This window comes from Streptomyces flavalbus, from assembly GCF_042674625.1.
GTDB classification, from domain to species: Bacteria; Actinomycetota; Actinomycetes; order Streptomycetales; family Streptomycetaceae; genus Streptomyces; species Streptomyces flavalbus.
On record NZ_JBHTEB010000001.1, the window covers coordinates 3,274,860 to 3,296,065 of the forward strand.

The 21,206-nt window shown below is 72.8% G+C and carries 25 protein-coding genes; 11 read left to right on the plus strand and 14 right to left on the minus strand.

Annotated features, from left to right (window positions below; all coding sequences use genetic code 11):
• Positions 1–87 precede the first annotated feature (87 nt).
• The 4 genes from ACFQZ6_RS14540 to wrbA all read right to left on the minus strand — a co-directional run bounded on the left by ACFQZ6_RS14540 (position 88) and on the right by wrbA (position 4,013).
• Entirely contained in the window at positions 88–675 is a 588-nt protein-coding gene (locus tag ACFQZ6_RS14540) for a hypothetical protein (protein ID WP_381608472.1), read from the minus strand.
• A gap of 173 nt (positions 676–848) precedes the next feature.
• The gene (locus ACFQZ6_RS14545) at positions 849–1,718 is read right to left on the minus strand and encodes a MurR/RpiR family transcriptional regulator (protein ID WP_381608474.1); all 870 of its coding nucleotides are present in this window, start codon (positions 1,716–1,718) and stop codon (positions 849–851) included.
• Positions 1,715–3,316 (minus strand): aromatic amino acid ammonia-lyase, encoded by a 1,602-nt coding sequence (locus ACFQZ6_RS14550; RefSeq protein WP_381608476.1) that lies wholly within the window; start codon positions 3,314–3,316, stop codon positions 1,715–1,717. Before ACFQZ6_RS14550 ends, ACFQZ6_RS14545 begins: the two co-directional genes overlap by 4 nt.
• 88 nt (positions 3,317–3,404) lie before the next feature.
• On the minus strand, positions 3,405–4,013 hold the full coding sequence (wrbA, locus tag ACFQZ6_RS14555) for an NAD(P)H:quinone oxidoreductase (RefSeq protein WP_381608478.1): 609 nt from the start codon (positions 4,011–4,013) through the stop codon (positions 3,405–3,407).
• A gap of 163 nt (positions 4,014–4,176) precedes the next feature.
• On the opposite strand from wrbA, the gene ACFQZ6_RS14560 reads away from it, so the two are divergent.
• Together ACFQZ6_RS14560 and ACFQZ6_RS14565 are read left to right on the plus strand one after the other, a co-directional pair.
• Complete coding sequence (locus tag ACFQZ6_RS14560; RefSeq protein WP_381608481.1) at positions 4,177–4,950, plus strand: isoprenyl transferase; 774 nt, start codon at positions 4,177–4,179, stop codon at positions 4,948–4,950.
• A gap of 63 nt (positions 4,951–5,013) precedes the next feature.
• Positions 5,014–5,451, plus strand: a complete 438-nt coding sequence (locus tag ACFQZ6_RS14565) for a hypothetical protein (RefSeq protein WP_381608484.1) — start codon at positions 5,014–5,016, stop codon at positions 5,449–5,451.
• Between the two features lie 50 nt (positions 5,452–5,501).
• Here the strand turns inward: ACFQZ6_RS14565 and ACFQZ6_RS14570 are convergent, their stop codons facing one another.
• Positions 5,502–6,263 carry an SDR family oxidoreductase gene (locus ACFQZ6_RS14570; RefSeq protein ID WP_381608487.1) on the minus strand — a complete coding sequence of 254 codons (762 nt, stop codon included), beginning with the start codon at positions 6,261–6,263 and terminating at the stop codon, positions 5,502–5,504.
• Positions 6,264–6,416: 153 nt separating this feature from the next.
• On the opposite strand from ACFQZ6_RS14570, the gene ACFQZ6_RS14575 reads away from it, so the two are divergent.
• Complete coding sequence (locus ACFQZ6_RS14575) at positions 6,417–7,250, plus strand: helix-turn-helix transcriptional regulator (protein WP_381608490.1); 834 nt, start codon at positions 6,417–6,419, stop codon at positions 7,248–7,250.
• Between the two features lie 343 nt (positions 7,251–7,593).
• On the opposite strand, the gene ACFQZ6_RS14580 is transcribed toward ACFQZ6_RS14575, so the two are convergent.
• Positions 7,594–8,982 (minus strand): cystathionine beta-synthase, encoded by a 1,389-nt coding sequence (locus tag ACFQZ6_RS14580; protein WP_381608493.1) that lies wholly within the window; start codon positions 8,980–8,982, stop codon positions 7,594–7,596.
• 151 nt (positions 8,983–9,133) lie between these two features.
• On the opposite strand from ACFQZ6_RS14580, the gene ACFQZ6_RS14585 reads away from it, so the two are divergent.
• From ACFQZ6_RS14585 to ACFQZ6_RS14595, 3 genes are all read left to right on the plus strand, one after another.
• On the plus strand, positions 9,134–10,174 hold the full coding sequence (locus ACFQZ6_RS14585; RefSeq protein ID WP_381608496.1) for an SGNH/GDSL hydrolase family protein: 1,041 nt from the start codon (positions 9,134–9,136) through the stop codon (positions 10,172–10,174).
• A 140-nt stretch (positions 10,175–10,314) separates the two neighbouring features.
• Positions 10,315–11,535 carry an acetyl-CoA C-acetyltransferase gene (locus ACFQZ6_RS14590; protein ID WP_381608499.1) on the plus strand — a complete coding sequence of 407 codons (1,221 nt, stop codon included), beginning with the start codon at positions 10,315–10,317 and terminating at the stop codon, positions 11,533–11,535.
• Positions 11,536–11,862: 327 nt separating this feature from the next.
• Positions 11,863–12,651 (plus strand): hypothetical protein, encoded by a 789-nt coding sequence (locus tag ACFQZ6_RS14595; RefSeq protein WP_381608501.1) that lies wholly within the window; start codon positions 11,863–11,865, stop codon positions 12,649–12,651.
• Between the two features lie 33 nt (positions 12,652–12,684).
• Here ACFQZ6_RS14595 and ACFQZ6_RS14600 read toward each other — a convergent pair whose 3' ends face one another.
• The gene (locus tag ACFQZ6_RS14600) at positions 12,685–12,996 is read right to left on the minus strand and encodes a hypothetical protein (protein WP_381608504.1); all 312 of its coding nucleotides are present in this window, start codon (positions 12,994–12,996) and stop codon (positions 12,685–12,687) included.
• A 102-nt stretch (positions 12,997–13,098) separates the two neighbouring features.
• Between ACFQZ6_RS14600 and ACFQZ6_RS14605 the strand changes: the two genes are divergently transcribed.
• Positions 13,099–13,329 (plus strand): DUF4287 domain-containing protein, encoded by a 231-nt coding sequence (locus tag ACFQZ6_RS14605; RefSeq protein WP_381608507.1) that lies wholly within the window; start codon positions 13,099–13,101, stop codon positions 13,327–13,329.
• A gap of 98 nt (positions 13,330–13,427) precedes the next feature.
• Here ACFQZ6_RS14605 and ACFQZ6_RS14610 read toward each other — a convergent pair whose 3' ends face one another.
• Positions 13,428–14,324: a Bax inhibitor-1/YccA family protein gene (locus tag ACFQZ6_RS14610; protein WP_381608510.1), complete on the minus strand. Its 897-nt coding sequence runs from the start codon at positions 14,322–14,324 to the stop codon at positions 13,428–13,430.
• 166 nt (positions 14,325–14,490) lie between these two features.
• Positions 14,491–14,574, minus strand: coding sequence for an FAD-dependent monooxygenase (locus ACFQZ6_RS14615; RefSeq protein WP_381618312.1), 84 nt, complete (start codon positions 14,572–14,574; stop codon positions 14,491–14,493).
• A 136-nt stretch (positions 14,575–14,710) separates the two neighbouring features.
• Here ACFQZ6_RS14615 and ACFQZ6_RS14620 point away from each other — a divergent pair, with 136 nt between their 5' ends.
• From ACFQZ6_RS14620 to ACFQZ6_RS14635, 4 genes are all read left to right on the plus strand, one after another.
• Positions 14,711–15,163: a DUF6153 family protein gene (locus ACFQZ6_RS14620; protein WP_381608513.1), complete on the plus strand. Its 453-nt coding sequence runs from the start codon at positions 14,711–14,713 to the stop codon at positions 15,161–15,163.
• A 111-nt stretch (positions 15,164–15,274) separates the two neighbouring features.
• Entirely contained in the window at positions 15,275–16,138 is an 864-nt protein-coding gene (locus ACFQZ6_RS14625; protein WP_381608517.1) for a F510_1955 family glycosylhydrolase, read from the plus strand.
• A gap of 14 nt (positions 16,139–16,152) precedes the next feature.
• Complete coding sequence (locus ACFQZ6_RS14630) at positions 16,153–16,476, plus strand: hypothetical protein (protein ID WP_381608520.1); 324 nt, start codon at positions 16,153–16,155, stop codon at positions 16,474–16,476.
• Positions 16,473–17,846, plus strand: coding sequence for a 4Fe-4S binding protein (locus ACFQZ6_RS14635; RefSeq protein WP_381608522.1), 1,374 nt, complete (start codon positions 16,473–16,475; stop codon positions 17,844–17,846). The genes ACFQZ6_RS14630 and ACFQZ6_RS14635 overlap by 4 nt, the downstream gene beginning before the upstream one ends.
• Before the next feature lie 180 nt (positions 17,847–18,026).
• Here ACFQZ6_RS14635 and ACFQZ6_RS14640 read toward each other — a convergent pair whose 3' ends face one another.
• The 5 genes from ACFQZ6_RS14640 to ACFQZ6_RS14660 all read right to left on the minus strand — a co-directional run bounded on the left by ACFQZ6_RS14640 (position 18,027) and on the right by ACFQZ6_RS14660 (position 21,117).
• Entirely contained in the window at positions 18,027–18,899 is an 873-nt protein-coding gene (locus ACFQZ6_RS14640) for a GNAT family N-acetyltransferase (RefSeq protein ID WP_381608525.1), read from the minus strand.
• Between the two features lie 94 nt (positions 18,900–18,993).
• Positions 18,994–19,194: a hypothetical protein gene (locus ACFQZ6_RS14645; RefSeq protein WP_381608528.1), complete on the minus strand. Its 201-nt coding sequence runs from the start codon at positions 19,192–19,194 to the stop codon at positions 18,994–18,996.
• A gap of 5 nt (positions 19,195–19,199) precedes the next feature.
• The gene (locus tag ACFQZ6_RS14650; RefSeq protein WP_381608531.1) at positions 19,200–20,318 is read right to left on the minus strand and encodes a radical SAM protein; all 1,119 of its coding nucleotides are present in this window, start codon (positions 20,316–20,318) and stop codon (positions 19,200–19,202) included.
• 87 nt (positions 20,319–20,405) lie between these two features.
• Positions 20,406–20,945 carry an ATP-binding protein gene (locus ACFQZ6_RS14655; RefSeq protein ID WP_381608533.1) on the minus strand — a complete coding sequence of 180 codons (540 nt, stop codon included), beginning with the start codon at positions 20,943–20,945 and terminating at the stop codon, positions 20,406–20,408.
• Between the two features lies 1 nt (position 20,946).
• Positions 20,947–21,117 (minus strand): hypothetical protein, encoded by a 171-nt coding sequence (locus ACFQZ6_RS14660; RefSeq protein WP_381608536.1) that lies wholly within the window; start codon positions 21,115–21,117, stop codon positions 20,947–20,949.
• Between the last annotated feature and the right edge of the window lie 89 nt (positions 21,118–21,206).

The window sequence follows — 21,206 nt, forward strand, 5'->3', positions numbered from 1 at the left end:
GACACCCCAGCCCCAAGGCACCCCACCGCATCCCCGCCGCGCCCCGGGATGCCCCCGCACGCCCTCACCGCACCCCCGGCGTCTCCGTCAGACCAACGCCGCCGCGGGCTTGCGCCTCCGGCCGCCCGGGGTCGCGTCGCCCGCCGCGATGCCGGTGCTGCGGTAGGCCCTGACCGGCTTGCCCGCGGGGTTGCCGCCGCGGCGGTCGAGCCAGTCGACGCGGACCCAGAGGAGTTCCTCCACGGCGCGCTCGCGGCGGCCGAGCCAGGCGGCCTTCAGCCACAGTCCGGCCCCGGCGCCCGCCAGCACCATGCCGCCCGCCGCGGGCACCGCGAGGGCGCTGCCGAGGGCGGCGAGGAAGGCGAGCGCCAGCCACCAGCGGTGCCCCCGGCGCCAGTTGCGGGCGGTGACCGCCCGGTCCTGGAGGACGTCGTTGCGGCCCGCGCGGGCGGCGCCGCGGGCGAGGGTGGCGTACCGCTTGCGGCGCGGCAGGGCGACCGCGACCATCACCAGGATGAAGAGGGCCGCCCCGGCGAGCACCCCGATCCGGCGCCCGGTGATCCCCGGCACCGCCACGCCGATCCCGGCGGCGGCCACGCCGAGCCACCACATCGGGGCCGCCCCGGCCCGTACGACGACCGCCACCCGAGCCAGTCCCTGACCTCCGCGCGCCACGTTCCGCCTCCTCGTCGCCTTGGCACATCCGTACATCCGTCATGTGCGCAGTCCTGTCGGGCGGGCAGGTTAACGAGCGAACGTGAGACCCGTCTGAGAAAGACGCGCGCCCCGGACGTCGCACCCGGCACGCCCCGCCAGCCCACGGCCTACCCCACGATTTACTCCACCCGCTACTCCACGAACAACCCCCGCGCCGCCGCCCGTGCGTCGAACTCCTCCAGGCGGGCCTGCGCCTCGGGCAGGTCGTCGCACATCGCCTCCAGCAGGACCCGGCCGAGCAGCATCGGGGCGCAGGCGGTGTCGAAGGCGAGGCCGGTGCCGACGGCGGCGGGCAGCAGCAGGTCGGAGACCTTGGCGACCGGCGCGAACGCCGAGTCCGCGACGGTGACCACGGTCAGCCCGGCCTCCTTGGCGTAGCCGAGGGTGTCGAGGACCTCGCGCGGGTGCCGGGGCAGGGCGAAGCAGAGCAGCGCGGAGGCGCCCGCGCGGACGGCGCCGTCGATCCGGTCGTGGATCATCGTGCCGCCCTCGTTGAACAGCCGGACGTCGGGGTGGACCTTTGCGGCGAAGTAGGCGAACCCGTACGCCTGGGCCGCCGCCGCGCGCAGTCCGAGCACCGGCAGCGGGCGGGAGGCGGCGAGCAGCGCGCCCGCGCGGCGCACCGGGCGCGGGTCGGCGAGGAGTTCGGCGAGGTGGCGCAGGTTCTCGATCTCGGACTCGACGGCCTGCTGGTACTCGTTGAACGGCGCGGCCGGTGCCGTCTGCTCGGCGGGCGCGACCTCGCGCAGGTGTCGGCGGAGCGCGGGGTAGCCGTCGAAGCCGAGGGCGACGGCGAAGCGGGTCACGGACGGCTGGCTGACCCCGGCGAGTTCGGCCAGCTCCACGCTGGACAGGAAGGGCACGTCGGCGGCCCGGCGCACCATGCTGTGGGCGATGCGCCGCTGGGTGGGGGTGAGCCGGTGCCCTTCGAAGAGCGTCTGGAGCCGCGCGGCCGGGCTGTCCACGGGACCGCCGTCACCACGGTTGTCGATGCCGGTCATGAGGTACCGCTCCCCCTGTGGGTATCTCGTGGAAGGTGCCCGTCGTGGGTGTCCGCGTGGATGTCGGTGAACCGGTCCAGTAGCCGGGCCGCCGCCGTCACGTCGTCCGTGAGCGGCCGGTCGGCCCAGTCCGCGTCGAGGACCTGCTCGGCGAGCGCCAGCGCCCGCCCTACCGGCAGCTCCGGGTCGGGCCGCAGCTCGCGCTGGCGCACGGCCCGTACGGCGGTGACGAGTTCGCAGCCGACGACGAGCCGGAAGGCGGCGCAGGCGCGCAGGGTCTGGCGGGCGGCGAGGGAGGCGAAGCTGGCCTGTTCCTCGACGCCCCGGGAGAGCACGGCGTGGCCGAGGGAGGCGGGCGCGGAGCAGGCGCGCAGGTCTCCGAGGGCGGCGGCGGCCGAGTACTCCAGGATCATCACGCCGGACGCGGCGGGCTCGTGGTCGGCGAGGAAGGGCCGCAGCCGGGTGAAGGCGGGCTCGTTGAGGGTGGAGAGCCGGGCGGTGGACAGCCGGGCGACCTGCATCAGGGCGAGCCGGAAGTGGTCCAGGGCGAGGGCGAGTTGTGCCTGGTAGAAGCCGCCGTGGTGGTAGGCGGCCTGGTCCTCGGCGGAGATCAGGGGGTTCTCGGCGGCGGCGTTGATCTCGACGGCGATGACGTCGTCCAGGGTGTCGGCGGCGTCGAGGGCGGGGCCGTGTATCTGGGGCAGGCAGCGGAAGCCGTAGGGGTCCTGGATGCGGCCGAGCGGCGGCTGCGGGCGGTCGGGGGCGCCGATCAGGGCGCGCATCCGGCGGGCGGCCTCGGTGCTGCCGCGGTGCGGGCGGGCGGTGTGCACGGGGGCGGCGTAGGGCTCGTGGGAGCCGTCGACGGCGAGCAGGGACAGCGCGGCGACGACCTCGGTGGCGGCGAGCAGGCCGCGCAGTTCGTGCAGGGCGAGCGCGGCCTGGCCGAGGGTGAGGGCGTTGCTGCTGATCAGGGCGAGGGCGTCGTTGTTGTCGAGGGGCTGGGGCGGCGGGGCGCCGGTGCCGCGCCAGGGGTGTTCACCGGCGAGGGCGAGGCCCGCCTGGGCGAGGGCGGCGATGTCGCCGGTGCCGACGGAGCCGTACTCGTTGACGGCGGGGTGGGCGCCGTTCACCAGCGCCTCGCACAGGGCGGTGACGACGCTGGGCCGCAGTCCGGCGCCGCCCGCGAGGATCTGGTTGGCGCGGATGGCGAGCATGGCGCGGACCTGCCGGGCGGGCAGTTCCTCCCCGATGGCCCCGGCGTGGCTGCGCAGCAGCCGCAGTCCGTGTCCTGCGGCGGCCTCGGTGGGCACGGGCACGGAGCGGTTGGCGCCGACACCGGTGGAGCGGCCGTAGACCCGGCCGGTGGCGGCGAGCCGCCGGGCGGTGTGCCAGGAGACCTCGGCGCGGCGCATCCCGTCCGGCGCGGGGACCGGGCGCGCGGTCCCGTCGGCGAGCCGTACGACGTCGGCGGCGGTGAGCCCGGCCCCGTCGAGCACGACGACGCCCCCCGGAACCCGCGCCGCGGGCACCCCGGCCCCGCCCACCGCACGCACCACCTGAGACACAGCCCGCAGCCCCTCTCCGCCCGCACGCCCCATTCACTCCAGCAGAACTCTGCATGGAGTCATGCAGCCGAGCAAGCGGAGGAGGACACTCCGCGCCGGGGGTGCTCGCGCGGGGGCCGGGTCAGGCCGTGCGGCCCGCCTTCAGCGCCGCCGCGATCTCCACCGCGCGGCGGGCCTGGTGACGGGCCGCCTCCAGGGCGACGTCGCCGGGCGCGCCCTCGCCCGCGACGTGCGAGGTGCCGTAGGGGTTGCCCGACTTGAACTGGATGGGGTCGGTGTAACCGGGGGGCACGATGATGCCGCCCCAGTGGTAGAAGGTGTTCGCCAGCGCCAGGATGGTCGACTCCTGGCCGCCGTGGGCGGTGTTGGAGGCGGTGAACGCCGAGTACACCTTGCCCGCGAGCTCGCCCCTGAACCACAGCGGCCCGGTGGTCTCCATGAACGCCCGGAGCTGGCTGGCCGGGTTGCCGAAGCGGGTGGGCGTGCCGAGCAGCACCACGTCGGCCCACTCCAGGTCGTCGAGGCTGGGCCGGGGGATGTCGGCGGTGTCCTTCAGGTGCTGGGCCCACTCGGGGCGGCTGTTGACGGCCTCCTGCGGCGCCGTCTCCGCGGCCTTGCGCAGCCGTACCTCGGCACCCGCCTTCTCCGCGCCCTCCACGGCGGCCCGCGCCAGGGCGTGCACGTTCCCCGTGGCGCTGTAGTAGATGATCGAGACCTTGACGCTGTCCACCCTGGGTTCCCTTCCTCGCGCCCGGATCGTCGTCATCCCCTGGCGTCCGGCTGGAGAAGCGCCGCAGCTCCGCTTGAGCCCGTGACCGCCCCAACACCGGGGCGGGCAGCGGAGGTTACCGTGACGCTGACGCACCGTCGCACGGGGTGGAAGGGAGCTGGCAGTGGCACTGACGGCGCTTCGCTCGGCACTTGAGGCCCTGTACGTCAGGCGCCTGACCCGCGCGCTGGAGGGCAGGCCGCGTCCCCGGCACGTCGCCATCATGCTGGACGGCAACCGCCGGTGGGCGCGCGGCACCGGGCACGACGACGTCCGGGAGGGCTACCGGGTCGGCGGCGCCAAGGTCGGTGAGTTCCTGCGCTGGTGCGACGCGGCGGGCATCGAGCACGTCACCCTGTGGATGCTCTCCGACGACAACCTGCACCGGCCGCCGGACCAGCTCGGACCGCTGCTCGGCATCATCGAGGAGACCGTGGCGAGCGTCTGTGCCGCCGACGAGGACTGGCGGGTGGAGATCATCGGCGCCGCCGACCTGCTGCCCGACGACACCGCGCGGGCCCTGAAGTCCGCCGCGTCCCGCACCACCGGCCGCGGCGGCCTCAAGGTCGACGTGGCGGTCGGCTACGGCGGGCGGCGCGAGATCATCGACGCGGTCCGGGCCGCCTTCGACAAGCACATCGCCTCCGGTGGCGACCCGCGCGAACTGGCCGAGGTCTTCGACCTCCAGCACATCTCCGACAACCTGTACTCGTCCCGCCACGACGCCGACTTCATCATCCGCACCTCCGGCGAGCAGCGGCTGTCCGGCTTCCTGCTCTGGCAGTCGGCGTACGCGGAGGTGCACTTCGTGGACGTGCTGTGGCCCGCCTTCCGCCAGGTGGACCTGCTGCGCGCGCTGCGCTCGTACGCCGCCCGGGAGCGCCGCTACGGCAGGTGACCCCAGCCGAACACGGGGGCTAACCCCAGTGCGGCCCCCGGCGCCGGTTCCTACCGTGGGGGTATGAGCGGAACAGACGCGCGGGACACCGAGCTGAAGAAGGAACTCGACGCCACCCTGCGGGCCCGCAGGGACCTCGGCGACGACTACGACTCCGCGCTGGTCGAGTCCTTCCTGGAGAAGATCGACCAGCGCATGGACACCGCGGTGGAGCGCCGGGTACGGCGGCAGCTCGCCGAGCAGCAGATGGTGGTGGCCCGCGACGCGCGGTCACCGAAGTCGACGGACAGTTGGGGCGAGCGGTTCGGCTTCGGCATCGTCTCGCTGGTGCTGGCCATCCCGCTGTCCGGCATCGGCGGCGGCGTCGCGGGCCTGCCCGGTCTGCTGGTGGCCTGGGCGGGCATCGTGGGCGTCAACGCCGTACAGGCGGCCCGTACGACGCCGGGCCTGTTCGGCCGCCACCGCACCGCCCGCCGGAACGACGACGCCTGGGAGGACTGACCTCGCCGGGTCGTCCCCCCGCGCGTCCCCGGTCTCACACCGGGCGGGTCTCACACCTGGCGGGTCGGCAGGACCACGATCTGCCGCAGGTTGACCCGGCGCGGCCTGCTCACCGTGTACGCGACGACGTCGGCGAGTTCCTCGGCGGACAGCGCGCCGACGGCGTCCCGCATGGCGCCGACCTCCCCGGCCAGCCGCTCGTCGTCGATCCGGTCGATCAGCTCGCTCTCGACGAACCCCGGCTCCACGTTGGTGACCCGCACGTCCCGCGGCCCGTACTCGGTGCGCAGGACCTGCGAGAGGTGGGTCACGGCGGCCTTCGAGGCGCTGTAGACGGCGTAGTCGGGGAAGACGATGTGCGCGCCGATGGACGACACGTTGACGATGTCCGCGGTCCGGCCGTCCGCCGCGGCGCGCACCAGGTCCTCGCTGAACGCGCCGGTGACCCGCAGCAGCCCGGTGACGTTGGTGTCCAGCATCCGCTGCCACTCGTCCACGCGCTGGTCGGCCACCGGGTGCGGCAGCATCACGCCCGCCGCGTTGACGACCAGGTCGGCGGCCCCGTACGCGGCGCGGACCGCCGCCACCGCGGCGGCCACGGACGCGTCGTCGGTGACGTCGGTGACGACCGGCAGGGCCTCGCCGCCGTCGGCGCGGATCTTCCCGGCGATCGCCGCGAGCCGCTCGCCGCGCCGGGCGAGCAGCGCCACCCGCGCCCCGTTCCCGGCGAGCGCCACGGCGACGGCCTCACCGATCCCGCTCGCGGCCCCGGTCACGACGGCGATCCGGCCGGACAGGTTCTCGTACGACATGAAGTGCTCCCTCGGTGGTGACGGGCCGGGGCGATTCCCCGGCCGCTCCCTGTCACGTCCACCACCCTCGGCGCCGCGCGCCGCGCTACCCAGGGCTGCGCTGTTCCTGGGTCTGCCAGTACCAGCCTGGCGGCCCCGCCTATGCTCGGTGGCATGGACGGGGACCTCGGAGACTTCCTGCGCTCGCGCCGCGCCCGCATCCGCCCGGAGGAGGTGGGGCTGCCCTCGTACGGCCGCCGCCGCGTCCCCGGGCTGCGCCGGGAGGAGGTGGCCCAGCTCGCGGGGGTCAGCGTCGACTACTACGTCCGCCTCGAACAGGGCCGCGCGCCGGACGGTGTCTCCGACGCCGTGCTGGACGCGGTGGCGCGGGTGCTGCGGCTGGACGCGGCCGAGCACGAGTACCTGCGCGCGGTGGCCCGCCCGCCCCGCCGTACGGCCGACCCGGCCCCGGAGCCCGCGCCGGTACGGCCCGCTGTACAGCGGCTCCTCGACGGCATGGGGAGCGTCCCGGCGTACGTCCTGGACCACCGGATGAACGCCCTCGCCTGGAACCCGCTGGCGGACGCCCTGCTCGGCTTCTCCGGCGCCGCGCCCGCCGACCGCAACCTGGTGCGCCGCGCGTTCCTCGACCCCGGGGCGCGGGAGCTGTACCCGGACTGGACGGAGATCGCCGAGCAGACGGTCGCCCACCTGCGCCTGAAGGCGGGCCACCATCCCGGGGACCCGGAGGTGGCCGACCTGGTCACCGAAGTCTCGGCGCGCAGTACGGAGTTCCGCCGCATGTGGGACGACCACCTGGTCCGCCCCTGCGACACGGGAGTCAAACGCCTCCACCACCCGGTCACGGGCCTGCTGACGCTCCCCTACGAGACCCTGACGATCCCGTCGTCCCCGGACCAGACGATCGTCACCTACGTGCCCGAGCCGGACACGGAGACGGCGGAACGCCTGACGATGCTGGGGAGTTGGAAAGCGGCGGCGGTTTAGCCGCAAAGGGCGCGAAGGGGGTGTGCGCGGGGACCGCCGCACCCCCGTTGCCGGGGGGCGGGACGACGGCGGTCCCCGCGAGGGACGCGGCCGGGTCAGGCCAGGCTTCGCGTCCTAGGCGTCCATGGAGGTCCGGGAGCCGCTCCGGAGGTCCTTGGCGCCGTTCGGCGTCGGCCGGGGCGGGGAGCCGCTCCCGCCCTGCCGACACCCACCAATCTGCCGGACGCGTGTTAAGCGGGTGCTGCGCGGACGTGACGCGCTCGTACCACTTCCGCGAAGACGAGACGGGGCGCGGGCGCCGCAAGTCCGCCGCCGGAGCGCCCCGTTCACCGCACGTTCGCCGCTACTTACCCGTCTTCGCGAGGAAGGCCAGCAGGTCCTGGCGGCTGATGACGCCGGTGGGCTTGCCCTCGACGAGGACGATCGCGGCGTCGGCGGTGCCGAGCACCGACATCAGGTCCGCGACCGGCTCACCGGAGCCGACCTGCGGCAGCGGGGCGGACATGTGCTTCTCCAGCGGGTCGTCGAGGGAGGCCCGCTTGGTGAACAGCGCGTCGAGCAGTTCGCGTTCGACGATCGACCCGACGACCTCGGCGGCCATCACGTCGGGGTGCCCGGCGCCCGGCTTGACGACGGGCATCTGGGAGACGCCGTACTCGCGCAGCACCTCGATGGCCTGGCCGACGGTCTCCTCGGGGTGCATGTGGACGAGGGAGGGCATGGCGCCGCCCGCCTTGTCGTTGAGGACGTCCGCGACGCGGGCGCTGGGTCCGGCGTCCTCCAGGAAGCCGTAGTCGGCCATCCACTCGTCGTTGAAGATCTTGCTGAGGTAGCCGCGCCCGCTGTCCGGGAGGAGGACGACGACCACGTCGTCCTCGCCGAGCCGCTCGGCGACCTCCAGCGCGGCGACGACGGCCATGCCGCAGGAGCCGCCGACGAGGAGGCCCTCCTCCTTGGCGAGGCGGCGGGTCATCTGGAAGGAGTCCTTGTCGGAGACGGCGACGATCTCGTCCGCGACGGTGCGGTCGTAGGCGGTGGGCCAGAAGTCCTCACCGACGCCCTCGACGAGGTACGGCCGCCCGGAGCCGCCGGAGTAGACGGAGCCCTCGGGGTCGGCGCCGACGACCCGCACGCGCCCCTCGCTGACCTCCTTCAGGTAGCGGCCGGTGCCGGAGATGGTGCCGCCGGTGCCGACGCCCGCCACGAAGTGGGTGATCCTCCCCTCGGTCTGCTCCCACAGCTCGGGACCGGTGGAGTGGTAGTGGGAGAGCGGGTTGTGCGGGTTGGAGTACTGGTCGGGCTTCCAGGCGCCGGGCGTCTCGCGGACCAGCCGGTCGGAGACGTTGTAGTAGGAGTCGGGGTGCTCGGGGGCGACGGCGGTCGGGCAGACGACCACTTCGGCGCCGTACGCGCGCAGCACGTTGATCTTGTCCGTGGAGACCTTGTCGGGGCACACGAAGACGCACTTGTACCCCTTCTGCTGGGCCACGATGGCCAGCCCGACGCCGGTGTTCCCGCTGGTCGGCTCGACGATCGTGCCGCCCGGCTTCAGCTCGCCGCTCTGCTCGGCCGCCTCGATCATGCGCAGGGCGATGCGGTCCTTCACCGACCCGCCCGGGTTGAAGTACTCCACCTTGGCCAGCACGGTCGCCCGGATGCCCTGGGTGACGTGGTTGAGCCGCACCAGCGGGGTGTTGCCGACGAGGCTGATCATCGAGTCGTGGAACTGCACCGTTGTCTCCGGTCGCCGCATAAGAAGTGGTTGTGATTGGTTCCGCCAGCCTACGGGCCGAAGGGCCCGTTCACTCCCTGTTGAGATTGACGCACCGTCGGTACGGGGCAAGCAGTGGGTGTACGGCTATGGAGGGAGGTGTCACCGACCCATGACGAGGATGTCGAGGGCGCGGGTGGCCCGGCGCATCGCCGCCGGCGCGGCCTACGGCGGTGGCGGTGTCGGACTGGCCGGTGCGGCGGCCGTCGGACTGGTACTCGCCGAGGTGCGGCTGGCGAAGCGGCAGGTGGGCAACGGCAACGGTACCGAGGTCCACGTACCGAACGCGGACGGGCTGTACGGCCATCCCTACACCACCTCCGGTGAGCCTCCCCTGCTGCTGACCCTGCTGGGCGACTCCACGGCCGCGGGCCAGGGCGTGCACCGGGCCGGACAGACGCCGGGCGCCCTGCTGGCGTCGGGGCTCGCGGCGGTCGCGGAACGCCCGGTGCGGCTGCGGAACGTGGCGCTGCCCGGCGCCCAGTCCGACGACCTGGAACGGCAGGTGTCGCTGGCGCTGGCGGACCAGGCGCGGGTGCCCGACATCTGCGTGATCATGATCGGCGCCAACGACGTCACCCACCGGATGCCGCCGACCCGTTCGGTGCGCTGCCTGGCCACGGCGGTACGGCGGCTGCGCACCGCCGGTGCCGAGGTGGTCGTCGGCACCTGTCCGGACCTGGGCACCATCGAGCCGGTGCAGCAGCCGCTGCGCTGGCTGGCGCGCCGGGCCTCGCGGCAGTTGGCGGCGGCGCAGACGATCGGCGTGGTGGAGCAGGGCGGGCGCACGGTGTCGCTGGGCGACCTGCTGGGCCCGGAGTTCGCGGCCAACCCGCGCGAGCTGTTCGGCCCCGACAACTACCACCCCTCCGCCGAGGGCTACGCCACCGCCGCGATGGCCGTCCTGCCGACGGTGTGCGCCGCGCTGGGCCTGTGGCCCGCGGAGGAGGAACGCCCCGACGCCGCCCGCCGCGAGGGCTTCCTCCCCGTCGCCCGCGCCGCCGCCGAGGCCGCCTCGGAGGCGGGCACGGAGGTCGCCGCGGCCCTCCCCACGGGCCCCCGAGGCCCCTGGGCCCTCCTCAAACGCCGCCGACGTCGCCGGGTACCACAGGAGGACCTGGACGCGGTGGACTCCGGACCGGCGGGAGTGTGAGCGCGTCGGGGCGGGCCCAGTCGGAGCGTCTAAGCAAGCGCTTGGAAAAGAGGTCCGTGTCACATCACAATGGCAGTGACCGAGCGCTTACCTCCCGGTAATTTCGCCCGTACGCCCTACCGTCGTCGTCTGGAGCCGTGATGCCCGAAGCCGTGATCGTCTCTGCCGCCCGTTCCCCCATCGGCCGTGCCTTCAAGGGCTCCCTCAAGGACCTGCGTCCCGACGACCTGACCGCCACGATCATCCAGGCGGCGCTGGACAAGGTGCCCGGGCTGGACCCGAAGGACATCGACGACCTGATGCTGGGCTGCGGTCTGCCCGGTGGTGAGCAGGGGCACAACCTCGGCCGGATCGTCGCCGTGCAGATGGGCATGGACCACCTGCCGGGCTGCACCATCACCCGGTACTGCTCCTCGTCCCTGCAGACCTCGCGGATGGCGCTGCACGCCATCAAGGCGGGCGAGGGCGACGTGTTCATCTCCGCCGGTGTGGAGATGGTCTCGCGCAGCGTCAAGGGCACCAGCGACGGTATGCCCGACACCCACAACCCGCTCTTCGCCGACGCCGAGGCCCGCACCGCCGAGGTCGCGCAGTCCGAGGGCTCCTCCTGGCACGACCCGCGCGAGGACGGCCTGCTGCCCGACCCGTACATCGCGATGGGCCAGACCGCCGAGAACCTCGCCCGCCTCAAGGGCGTCACCCGCCAGGACATGGACGAGTTCGGCGTCCGCTCCCAGAACCTCGCCGAGGAGGCCATCAAGAACGGCTTCTGGGAGCGCGAGATCACCCCGGTCACGCTGCCCGACGGCACCGTGGTCAGCAAGGACGACGGCCCCCGGGCCGGGGTCACCATGGAGGGCGTCGCGGGCCTGAAGCCCGTCTTCCGCCCCGACGGCCTGGTCACCGCGGGCAACTGCTGCCCCCTCAACGACGGCGCCGCCGCCCTGGTGATCATGTCCGACACCAAGGCGCGCGAGCTGGGCCTGACCCCGCTGGCCCGGATCGTCTCCACCGGCGTCTCCGGCCTCTCCCCGGAGATCATGGGCTACGGCCCCGTCGAGGCGTCGCAGCAGGCGCTGGCCCGCGCCGGTCTCACCATCGGCGACATCGACCTGGTCGAGATCAACGAGGCGTTCGCCGCGCAGGTCATCCCCTCCTACCGCGACCTCGGCATCCCGCTGGAGAAGCTGAACGTCAACGGCGGCGCCATCGCCGTAGGCCACCCCTTCGGCATGACCGGCGCCCGGATCACCGGCACGCTGATCAACTCCCTGCAGTGGCACGACAAGCAGTTCGGCCTGGAGACCATGTGCGTCGGCGGCGGCCAGGGCATGGCGATGGTCATCGAGCGCCTGAGCTGAGCGGTCGGCTCCCCGGCCGTCACCCCTGAGCCGTCCGGTACGGCCAACAACGCGGGAACACTTGGGTAACCGCGCTGAAACGTTGCGTCACGCAGCGGCCCGGAGTCCGGGACACCCCTGGACGCCGGGCCGCTTTGTGATGCAATCTCCCCCAGGATGTGACCTATCTCCCTCAGCCCAGTAACCACGCAGGTCAGCGCAGTCCACGGGGTAACAGCCGACCCACCCCCCTGTCCGATTCGTGACGTTACGCACTGACAGCGGGTTAGTTCACCCATCAAGCTGATGTAGGAAGTCGGGGGTCGACCTTGAACCGGGAGTACGTCAGTGAGCGCCATGCCGATCGCCTTGCTGGTCACCACGGCCGCCACGGGCGCCGTGGGCGTCGCCGTCCTGCGCACCCTGTTGCAGCTCAGGCGGCAGTTCACGGCCCTGCACACCGAGCTGGTCGCTAACCGCGCCGCCCGCACCGTGGTACCCGCGGCCCGCCAGGCCGCCGACACCGACGAGATACGCGCCGCCGTCGCCGAGGCCCTCGCCGAGGAACGCGAGCGCGAACTGGCCGAGGCCCGCGCCTTCTGGGCCGCCCAGGAGGCCCGCGACGCCTCGGACGGCCCGACCCTGCTGGGCGGCCTGCCCGACGGCGAGCTGTTCCTGCCCCGGCAGGCCGACTTCGCTGGCCTGGAGTCGCTGGAGCCCGTCACGGAGCCCGGCCCCGAGCCCGACGACTTCGCCGGGGACTCCCCCGAGCTGGCCGCGGCCCGCCGCCGCCACCCCTCGCACCCCGACTTCGTACCGAACCCGTCACCGGTGGTGAACGACCACGAGCGCACGGTCGCCACCCTGGAGGAACTCGCCGCCTCCCACACCGAGCTGACCGACGTCCGCCCCGGCCCGCTGGGCACCCTCGACGTCTACGTCTTCGCCGACGGCACCACCCTGTGCATGACCCCCGGCCACCGCGAGACCGCCGAACGCCTCGCCGCCGCGCTGCGCGCGGGCCAGACGCCGGTGCTGCTGGGCGGCTCGGGCATCTCGGGCGCGTACACGCTCACCTTCGCGTGCGGCGAGGAGAAGGTCTACATCCTGGCGGACCGGGTCATAGCGTCCCTGTGACGGCCCTACGGCCTCACCCCCCGCCCTACGGCCTCACACCCCCGCCCGCTTCTGCGCCTCCTCCACCACCCGCACCGCCTCGGCGACCTCCTCGTCGCTGGTCAGCACCACCGCCAGATCCCGCCCGGCGACCGTGACCTGGTCCGCCGCCGCGAACATCCCCGCGTCCGGCATCACCCGGGGCTCCACCCCGGGCGCCTCAAGGACCTGCGACCAGCGCGCCAACTCCCGCGCCAGCGCCAGCGCCTCCGCCGCGGCACCCCGCTGGAGCCGACTCTGCGGCGCGGCCCGCAGCCGGTCGGCGAAATGATCGACCGCATGGATCAAAGACGTCGTATCCACCACGGCGCGAGCCTACGCACCCCACCCGGACTGTTGCCAACGGGCGAACGCTCAGGCACGGTGACCTGAAGGACCGGCTTACATCCCCTGCGTCCGGAGGCGCCGATGTCCCAAGTCTTCTCCGAGGAGACCCATCGCAATCTGCTCGCCCGCATCCCTCACTGCACCGGCCGTGAAGTCTCCGACTGGTTGCGCACCGTCGAGGAAGGCCCCAGTCTCTTCCGCTTCGAGGAGAAGGTCAGCTGGCTGCGCCACGAGCACAACCTCGCGTACGGCCACGCCAAAGCGATCATCCATGAGTACGACCTGAGGAGGGCCGCGCGCAAACTGCTCTGAGCGCGCATCTGTCTGCTGGGACACGCCGAAGGGCCCCGGGCACAGTGCCCGGGGCCCTTCGTTCACGACCGTCGGAGGCCGGTCCCGACCGTCGGAGGTCAGTCGCTGCTGTTGAGGATCGCGATGAGCCGCAGGAACTCCAGGTAGATCCAGACCAACGTCATCGTGAGGCCGAACGCGGCGAGCCACGCCTCCTCGCGCGGGGCGCCGTAGGTGATGCCGTCCTCGACCTGCTTGAAGTCCAGGGCGAGGAACGCGGCGCCGAGCAGGATGCCGATGATGCCGAAGGCGATGCCGAGGCCGCCGCTGCGGAAGCCGAGGCCGTCACCGCCGCCGAACACGGCGAACAGCAGGTTGACCGCCATCAGCAGCACGAAGCCGAGCGCCGCGGCCATCACGAAGCCGTAGAAGCGCCGGTTGACGCGGATCCAGCCCGCCTTGTAGGCGACCAGTACGGCGGTGAAGACGGCGAGCGTGCCGATCACGGCCTGCATGGCCGCGCCGTCGGCGATGCGGTTGTCCACGACGCTGGAGACGACGCCGAGGAAGACGCCCTCCAGGGCGGCGTACGACAGGATCAGCGCGGGCGACGCCGTGCGCTTGAAGGACTGCACCAGCGCCAGCACCATGCCGAGCAGGGCGGCGCCGATGGCGATGCCGTACGAGCGGCCGATGTTGGCGTCGTCGACCGGCAGCAGCGCCCAGGAGAGGGCGGCCGTCACGACCAGGAGGCCGAGCGTGGTGGCGGTGCGCATGACGACGTCGTCCATCGTCATGCGGCCGGTGGTGGCCGGGGCCTGCGGCGGGACGCCGGGCTGGAGGCCCTGCTGTGCGTAGGGGTTCTGCGCGTACGGGTTGCCGGTCTGCGGCTGGGCGTAGGGGTTGCCCTGCGTGCCGACAGCTGCTCCCCCGGCCTGCGGCGCGGTGTTGAAGCCCGCGTAGCCGTTGTCGCGGCTGAACCCCCGTCGCGAGAAGACCGGGTTGCTGCTCCTCATTTCACTCCTCCATGGCCGCGCTGCGCGGCCTTGGCGTCAAGCGTAATGGAAAGGCAAAGGATTGACCCTAGTGCCTGGGAAGGATCTTTCCCTCGCCATGGTGGTGAACACGCTACGCGCACGAGTGATTCCCGCCACCGGCGGCTCCCATGCCCCAGGGCCCCGATCAGTCGACGCCCGCGTTGCGCAGGAGCCGCGCGAGCGGCAGTCCGGCCGGACCGGCTCCGATGATGCCGACGGTGGTGCGCATCGGGCGTCCCCTTCGGCGAGTTCTCCGTGCGGATGAGCGCCTGTTCGCGTAGTTCGTTCAGTGAACTATCCTTCACTTCGCTCCGCTGAGTTTCCGCCGTGATCCGGGCCCTTTCAACGGGCGTAGCATGACCGCCATGTCAGCCCGTGCCCGGTTCCACCGCGCGTCGGCGCCACCGTCGCGGTGGTCCGCGCTGCTGGTGTTCGGGCTGCTCGTCGGGCTGTTCGGGATGCACGGCCTCGGCCCCGGCGGCATGACCGCTCCCCCCGGCCAGCACGCCGCCCACGCCCCCGCCGCGCACGCGGTGGCCGCCCCGGACGCCGGGGACGCCGGGGACGCCGGGGACGCCGGGGACGCCGAAGGGGCGTCCACCTGCCACGGCGGCGGCACCGACGCCGGGCACGCCCGGCACGCCGACGTGAACTGCGCCTCCGGCGCGCTCGGCGACGGCCCGCTCCTGCCCGTCCCGCTGCCCGGCCCCGACGCGCACGCGCAGGCCCGGGTCGGCGGCCCCCTCGCACCGGTCCTCTCGCCGGAGAGCGGCCCCGCGCCGCCCTCACTGGCCCAGCTCCAGCTCCTGCGGGTCTAGGACAGGACCCCGCCGCACCTCCGCCGCGCCACCGCGACGGGGGTCCTCGGCGCACGGTCATGCCCCGCGCCTCCCCGGCGCCCTCCGCAGTGAGACACCTGAGAGACCGTCATGAAGAAGCACTCCCGTCCGGCCGCCGCCGTCGCCGCGGCCGTTCTCGCCGCCGTACTGACCGCCTGCTCGGCCGAAGCCACCGGCTCCGGCGCCGACCCCGGTTCCGCCACCTCGCCCACCATCAGCCACGTGCACGGCCTCGGCGTCGACCCGGCCGACGGGCGCCTGTACGTCGCCACCCACGAGGGCGTCGTCGCCGTGGCGCCGGACGGCTCGGCGCGGCGGGTCGGTGACACCGCCGACTACATGGGGTTCACCGTCATCGGCCCGAAGACCTTCCTCGGCAGCGGCCACCCCGCCGCGGACAGCGCCGACCACGGCAACCGCGGCCTGATCCGCTCCACCGACTCCGGCCGGACCTGGCAGACGCTCTCCCTGGGCGGCACCACCGACTTCCACTCCCTCACCTACGCGCACCAGACGGTCTACGGCTACGACAGCACCACCGGCACCCTCCGCGTCAGCACCGACCTCCGCACCTGGGACAGCCGCGCCCGGCTCGCCGCCCTGGACCTCGCGGTCAGCCCCGAGGAGCCCGACCGCGTGCTGGCCACCACCGAGGACGGCGTCGCCACCAGCGCCGACGGCGGCCGGACCTTCGGCGCCGGGAACGGCCACCTGCTGGCGTACCTGTCCTGGCCCACGGCCGACGCCCTGTACGGCGTCGACCCGTCCGGCGGCCTCCACCGCAGCGCGGACGCGGGCCGCACCTGGCGGCGGACCGGCACCGTACCCGGCGGGCAGCCCCAGGCCCTGACGGCCGTCAGCCCGGAACGGCTGCTGGCCGCCACCGCGGGCGGGGTCTACGAATCCCGCGACGGCGGCCGGACGTTCGAGCGGCGTCTGCCGATGTCGGCGTGAGGGGGGACGACCCGATGAGACCCGCCCTCGCACGGATCGCCGTGGCCGCCGTGGCCGTACCGGCGCTCACGTTCCTCGGCACGCCCACGGCCCGGGCCGACGCCGTACCGTCCCCGTCCGCCCATGACCTCCACGACCTCCATGACGTGGACGGCTGGAGGAGCCTCCACGACGCGCACACCGACGGCGCGCACACCCACACCCACGACGCTCCCGAGGTCGAGCGCCCCCGGGCCGCCGTCCTGACCGTCTTCGGCACGGTCAACGCCGGGGTGCTCGGGTCCGCGGCGGTCGTACGCCGACGCTCGCGCGCCCGGCGGAAGGGAGCGCCCCGATGACCCTCACCCCCACCCCGCCCCGTGGCCGCGACCTCCTGGAGCTGCGGCCGGTGGCCGCGGTCGCCCGCAGCCGCTGGTACCCCGGGGCGTTGCAGTGGGCGGCCATGGCGGTCTTCGCCGTCGTCGTCCACCAGCTCCTCGTCGGCCCGCAGACCGCACACGACAACCTCGGCACCGCCCTGGTGTGGGTGCTGTGGTGGCCGCTGATCCCGGTGATGTTCGTCGCCGTGGGCCGCGCCTGGTGCACCGTCTGCCCGTTCGGCAAGCTGTCCGACCTGGTGCGGCGGCTGGTCGGCGTCGACCGTCCGGTGCCCCGTTTCCTCAAGCGGTACGGCATCTGGATCATCGACGCCCAGTTCATCGCCATCACCTGGGCCGACCACGTCTTCGGCGTGGTGGAGTCGCCGTGGGGCACGGCGATGCTGCTCCTGCTGCTCAGCACCGCCGTGGTCGTCTCCGGCGCGTTCTTCACCCGCCGCACCTTCTGCCGGTACCTGTGCTTCCTCGGCGGCCTGTCCGGCAACTACGCCCGCACCGGCGCCGTGGCCCTGCGCGCCGACACGGACGTCTGCGCCACCTGCACCGCCCGCGCGGTGTGCTTCAACGGCGGTACGGCGGCCCCCGCCTGCCCGCTGTTCGAGTTCCCCCGCACCATGGACTCCTCCGCCAACTGCAACCTGTGCGCCAACTGCGTCAAGAACTGTCCCAACGACGCCCTCACGCTGACGCTGCGCCCGCCCACGAAGGAGCTGTGGTTCGTCCGCCCGCCGAAGATCGAGGAGTCCTTCCTCGCCGTGGCGATCATGGGCATCGTCTTCCTCCAGAACGTCACCATGCTCTCGGTGTGGGACGACGTCCTAGACCGGATCTCCGACGTTTCCGGAGTCACCAGCTACGCGGTCATCTTCACCGCCGCCTTCGCGGTGGCCATCGGCGCCCCGGCCGCGCTGCTGGCCGCCGCCTCGTTCGTCGCGTCACGGACGGCGGGCGGCACGCTCTGGAGCGACTTCGCCCGGTTCGGGTACGCGCTGATCCCGCTGGACGTCGCCGGGCACCTGGCGCACAACCTGTTCCACCTGCTGGCCGAGGGCAAGTCGGTGCTCTACACCGCCCTCACGGCGGTGGGCCACGACGCCCACGGCACGTCCACCGCGCTCGTCTCCACCGGCACCATCCAGGTCCTGCAGTACGCCCTGGTCGCCCTCGGGGTGGCGGGCTCGGCGTACACGGCCTGGCGCATCGCCCGCGCACCCGACGGCGGGACGGCTCCCCGGAAGACGGCCACCCTGCTGCCGTACGCCGTCCTGGTGGCCCTCTTCGGCGCGCTGAACACCTACCTCTTCGCCCTGCCGATGGCCCACCGCATGTGAGTCCCGGGCCCGGGGAAGGCCGGGCCCCGGACGAGCGACGGCGCCAACCGGCCGCGAGGCAGGTCAGGCGCCGTCGGAGCGCATCCCTACGGGGTCCGGGTGCAGAAAGAGTGGGACTGGCCACGCTTCGTGGCAGCCCTGAATCAGAACCTCCGGGTGGGGGCGATCTGCGGCGGCCCTTCAGACTGTCGTCTGATTCACGAACCCGAGGGACGTCAGCCCTTCGGCCGCGCACAGCCGGTCGGACGCCCCGCCCACCTCGGTCTGTAGGAGCTGGTACGAGGCCCCGTGGTCATGCCCCCAGTGCATGGCCGCCCGCCACAGCGCGCGCCCGTACCCGCGGCCCCGGTACTGCGGCAGGACCCCGAAGTACTGCGGCAGCAGCCGCAGCCGCCCGGCGGCGTCGCCCATCGTCTCCATCGGGCCGATGGCGCCAGCAACCACTCCGTCGTCGAGGACGACCAGGACCGGGCCCACAGCCCCATCCAGCATCTGCTCATGCAGGAACGCGAAGCCGTGCGCCGCCATCTGGTTCGCGAACACACGGAATTGCTCGGGCTCGTCGAGCGGCCCGTACTCCAATACCGGGACGCCGGGCGCCTCGCCGGGCCCGGCGGCGAAGTCCTTCAACTGGACCCGGGTCCCCACACCGCGGGCGTACGCCTCGGAATGCTCGGGGCCGAGGAACCACACCACACGGGCCTGCCTCGCGCCGTAGGCGGCGGCGAGCTTCCCCGCCAGGACGGCGGCGACTGACAGGCTGTCCGGTGTCGACCCGTACACATGGACCTTGACGACGCCCCCGCCCCGCTCGGAGAACGTGGGGATGAGGGTCAGGCGCCGGTCGTGCTCGATGGCGTCGAGGATGACGCGTTCGGTCTTCGTGGGGCTCCACCGTTGGTCCTTGTCGTAGGGCAGGAACCGGCCGGTGCCCGCGTTCTCGACGACGGCCTCGAAGAGGTCGCGCACCGGGTCGTCACGGCGGACGGGGCCGAGGGTCGGCACGTACGGCACGGGCAGCACGGGCTCGATCAGGTCCCATGAGAAGCGCATAGCCGCACGCTACTCAGGGGGCCCACATGCCGCAGGCTCCGGCGCGAACACGCTGGAGCCTGCGGCTTCACGACCGGATCAGGCGCAGATCAGGTCAGTGCGGGTTGTCGTCACCGGCGGCACACGAGCACCGCGCGCCGTCCATGACGGTGTCCAGGTCCGCGACGCCCGTGACGGTGGTCACCGGCATCACCGGCTCCAGAACCGGACGCGTGAAGTACGGCGCGCCGGTCCCGGCGGGCCCGCCACCCGCCAGCGGGGGCCGCGAGGAGATCTCGACAGCTACAGCGGTCATTCAGCTCACCCTGCTTTCTTGAATCCGTGCTGGCAGTAAGCCGCCAGCGGGGCCTTCGCCTCCTGGTAGTGCTTGGCCAGGGGCCTGCACACGCGGCAGGAACCGGCGAGCGTGCAGCCTGAGCAGCCGCCGGTGCGAAGCATGAGGCGGTCCGCGACGGCGCCCAGCCGGGCCAGGCCCTCGATCCCCTCATGGGCCAGGCTGATCTGGTCGTCGCGGCCGATCTTGCAGATGGACACCAGGCCGTGCGGGTCCATGTGGAAGAAGGTGTGCCCGGCGTTGCAGCCGGTGAAGGTCTTACGTACCCGCAGGTGTTCCTTCGACTGCGCGGTGAGGACCTCGCCGCCGCCGTAGATGGTCGGCGTCATGTTCGTGAAGACCTCGTACTCCACGCCCCATGACTCGCACAGGTCCCGCATGGCCTGTTCATCGCGGCCGTTGTCGTCGGTCACGACGATGCTCATCCGCAGCGGGAGGCGAGCGTGCCGGGCGGCGCCCATGCCCTGCACGAACATGTCCCAGGCACCTTCGCGCTGCGTCAGTTCGTCGTAGCTGGCCTTCGTCGCCCCGTACATGGACACCGTGACGCGGTACGGCGGGCACGCGCGGAAGAGTCGGAGCAGGTTCTCCTTCCACAGCAGCGAGCCGTTCGTGGAGACCGTGATCATCATGCCGAGTTCCCACGCGTACCGGTACGCGCGCAGGAAGTCCTTGTCGACGGTCGGCTCACCGCCGGTGATCTGGAGGAAGACGACCCCGGCCTCGGCCATGATGTCCAGGCAGCGCCGCTTGTCCTCCCAGGGCATCCCGGAGTTCACCTTGAGCCCGAGGTAACAGTGCTTGCACCGGTAGTTGCACCCGAGGTTGATCTCCCAGCTCGCCTTGCCGTAGCCCCACGTGGAGGGCTTCCGCACGAGCAGGAACTCGCCGACGAACTGGTCGCTGAGGTCGAGGTCGTCCCACTGGGAACGGACGGCGTCGACGAGCCAGGGCGGGGCCGGTTCGTTGGGTTCGAGGGCGCGCAACTCCTCGTAGCGGGCCTCGGGGAGGAGGGCGCCGCCCCGGCTGCCGGGCCGCGCGATCACGTGCTGATCCAGGAACGGGGCGGCGATGAGCTGATGCATGAGTGGCCTCCAGGGAGGTTGGTCCGCCCCGGGCGGGGAGAGCCGTCGTCGTGGGCCGGGGCGAGGGCTTGGGAATAAGCAGCGGGCCTAGCAGTGGTCTGCGGCCACGGCCGCCAAGAGGAGGGCAGCGACGGCGACCACCACCAGGAGGTGGGCCGCCTGAGCGCGGCGCGTCGCGTTCCCCGAGATGGTCGGATCGAGCAGGTCTTCCAGCGAGGGCACCTCCAGATCGGCCCAAACGCGTTTGCCCCACGGCAGCAGGTCCGTGCCCCACTCGTCAGACATGGCGTCAACGAGGGCCAGCCCACGGCCGTGTTCCATGTCGTGGTCGGCCTGGGCCATCCTGGGCTCGCACCTGCTCAGGTCCACGACCGCAACGCGCACCCGGTGGTCGCTGAGCCGACAGAGCGTCACGCGATACGTGTCACATCGCGCGTGCCTCACCGAGTTGGTCGCCAGCTCGGAGACGACCAGCTCCGCGCGGTCGGCGAGGTCGGGCAACTTCCAGTCCAGCAACGCTCCGTGTACGTAGCGACGGGCCTGCCCCACGGACCCGTCCTCACGAGCGAAGCTTCTGGACACCGTGAGTGCGTCGTCCTCGGCCTTCAGCCGACGGCTGGCGCGCACGTCAGACACCGTCCTGCGCGGCACGGAAGCGTACGGCCTCCAGCGGCTGCCTTCCCGCGGCGCTCACACACGGCAGGCCGGGATCGTCCATCTCCACCAACCAGTGCGACGGTGCGCTCGGCAGCACCCCCGCCAGGGACACGTCGAGGAAGTACACCGTCCGCGTGTCCACGGCAGCCGTTAACAGCCAGGTCGCCGTCCCGAACTCGCGTTTCCTGCGGGTGCGGTCGCGAACCTCGTCCTGAGGCCCATGTCGCTCGT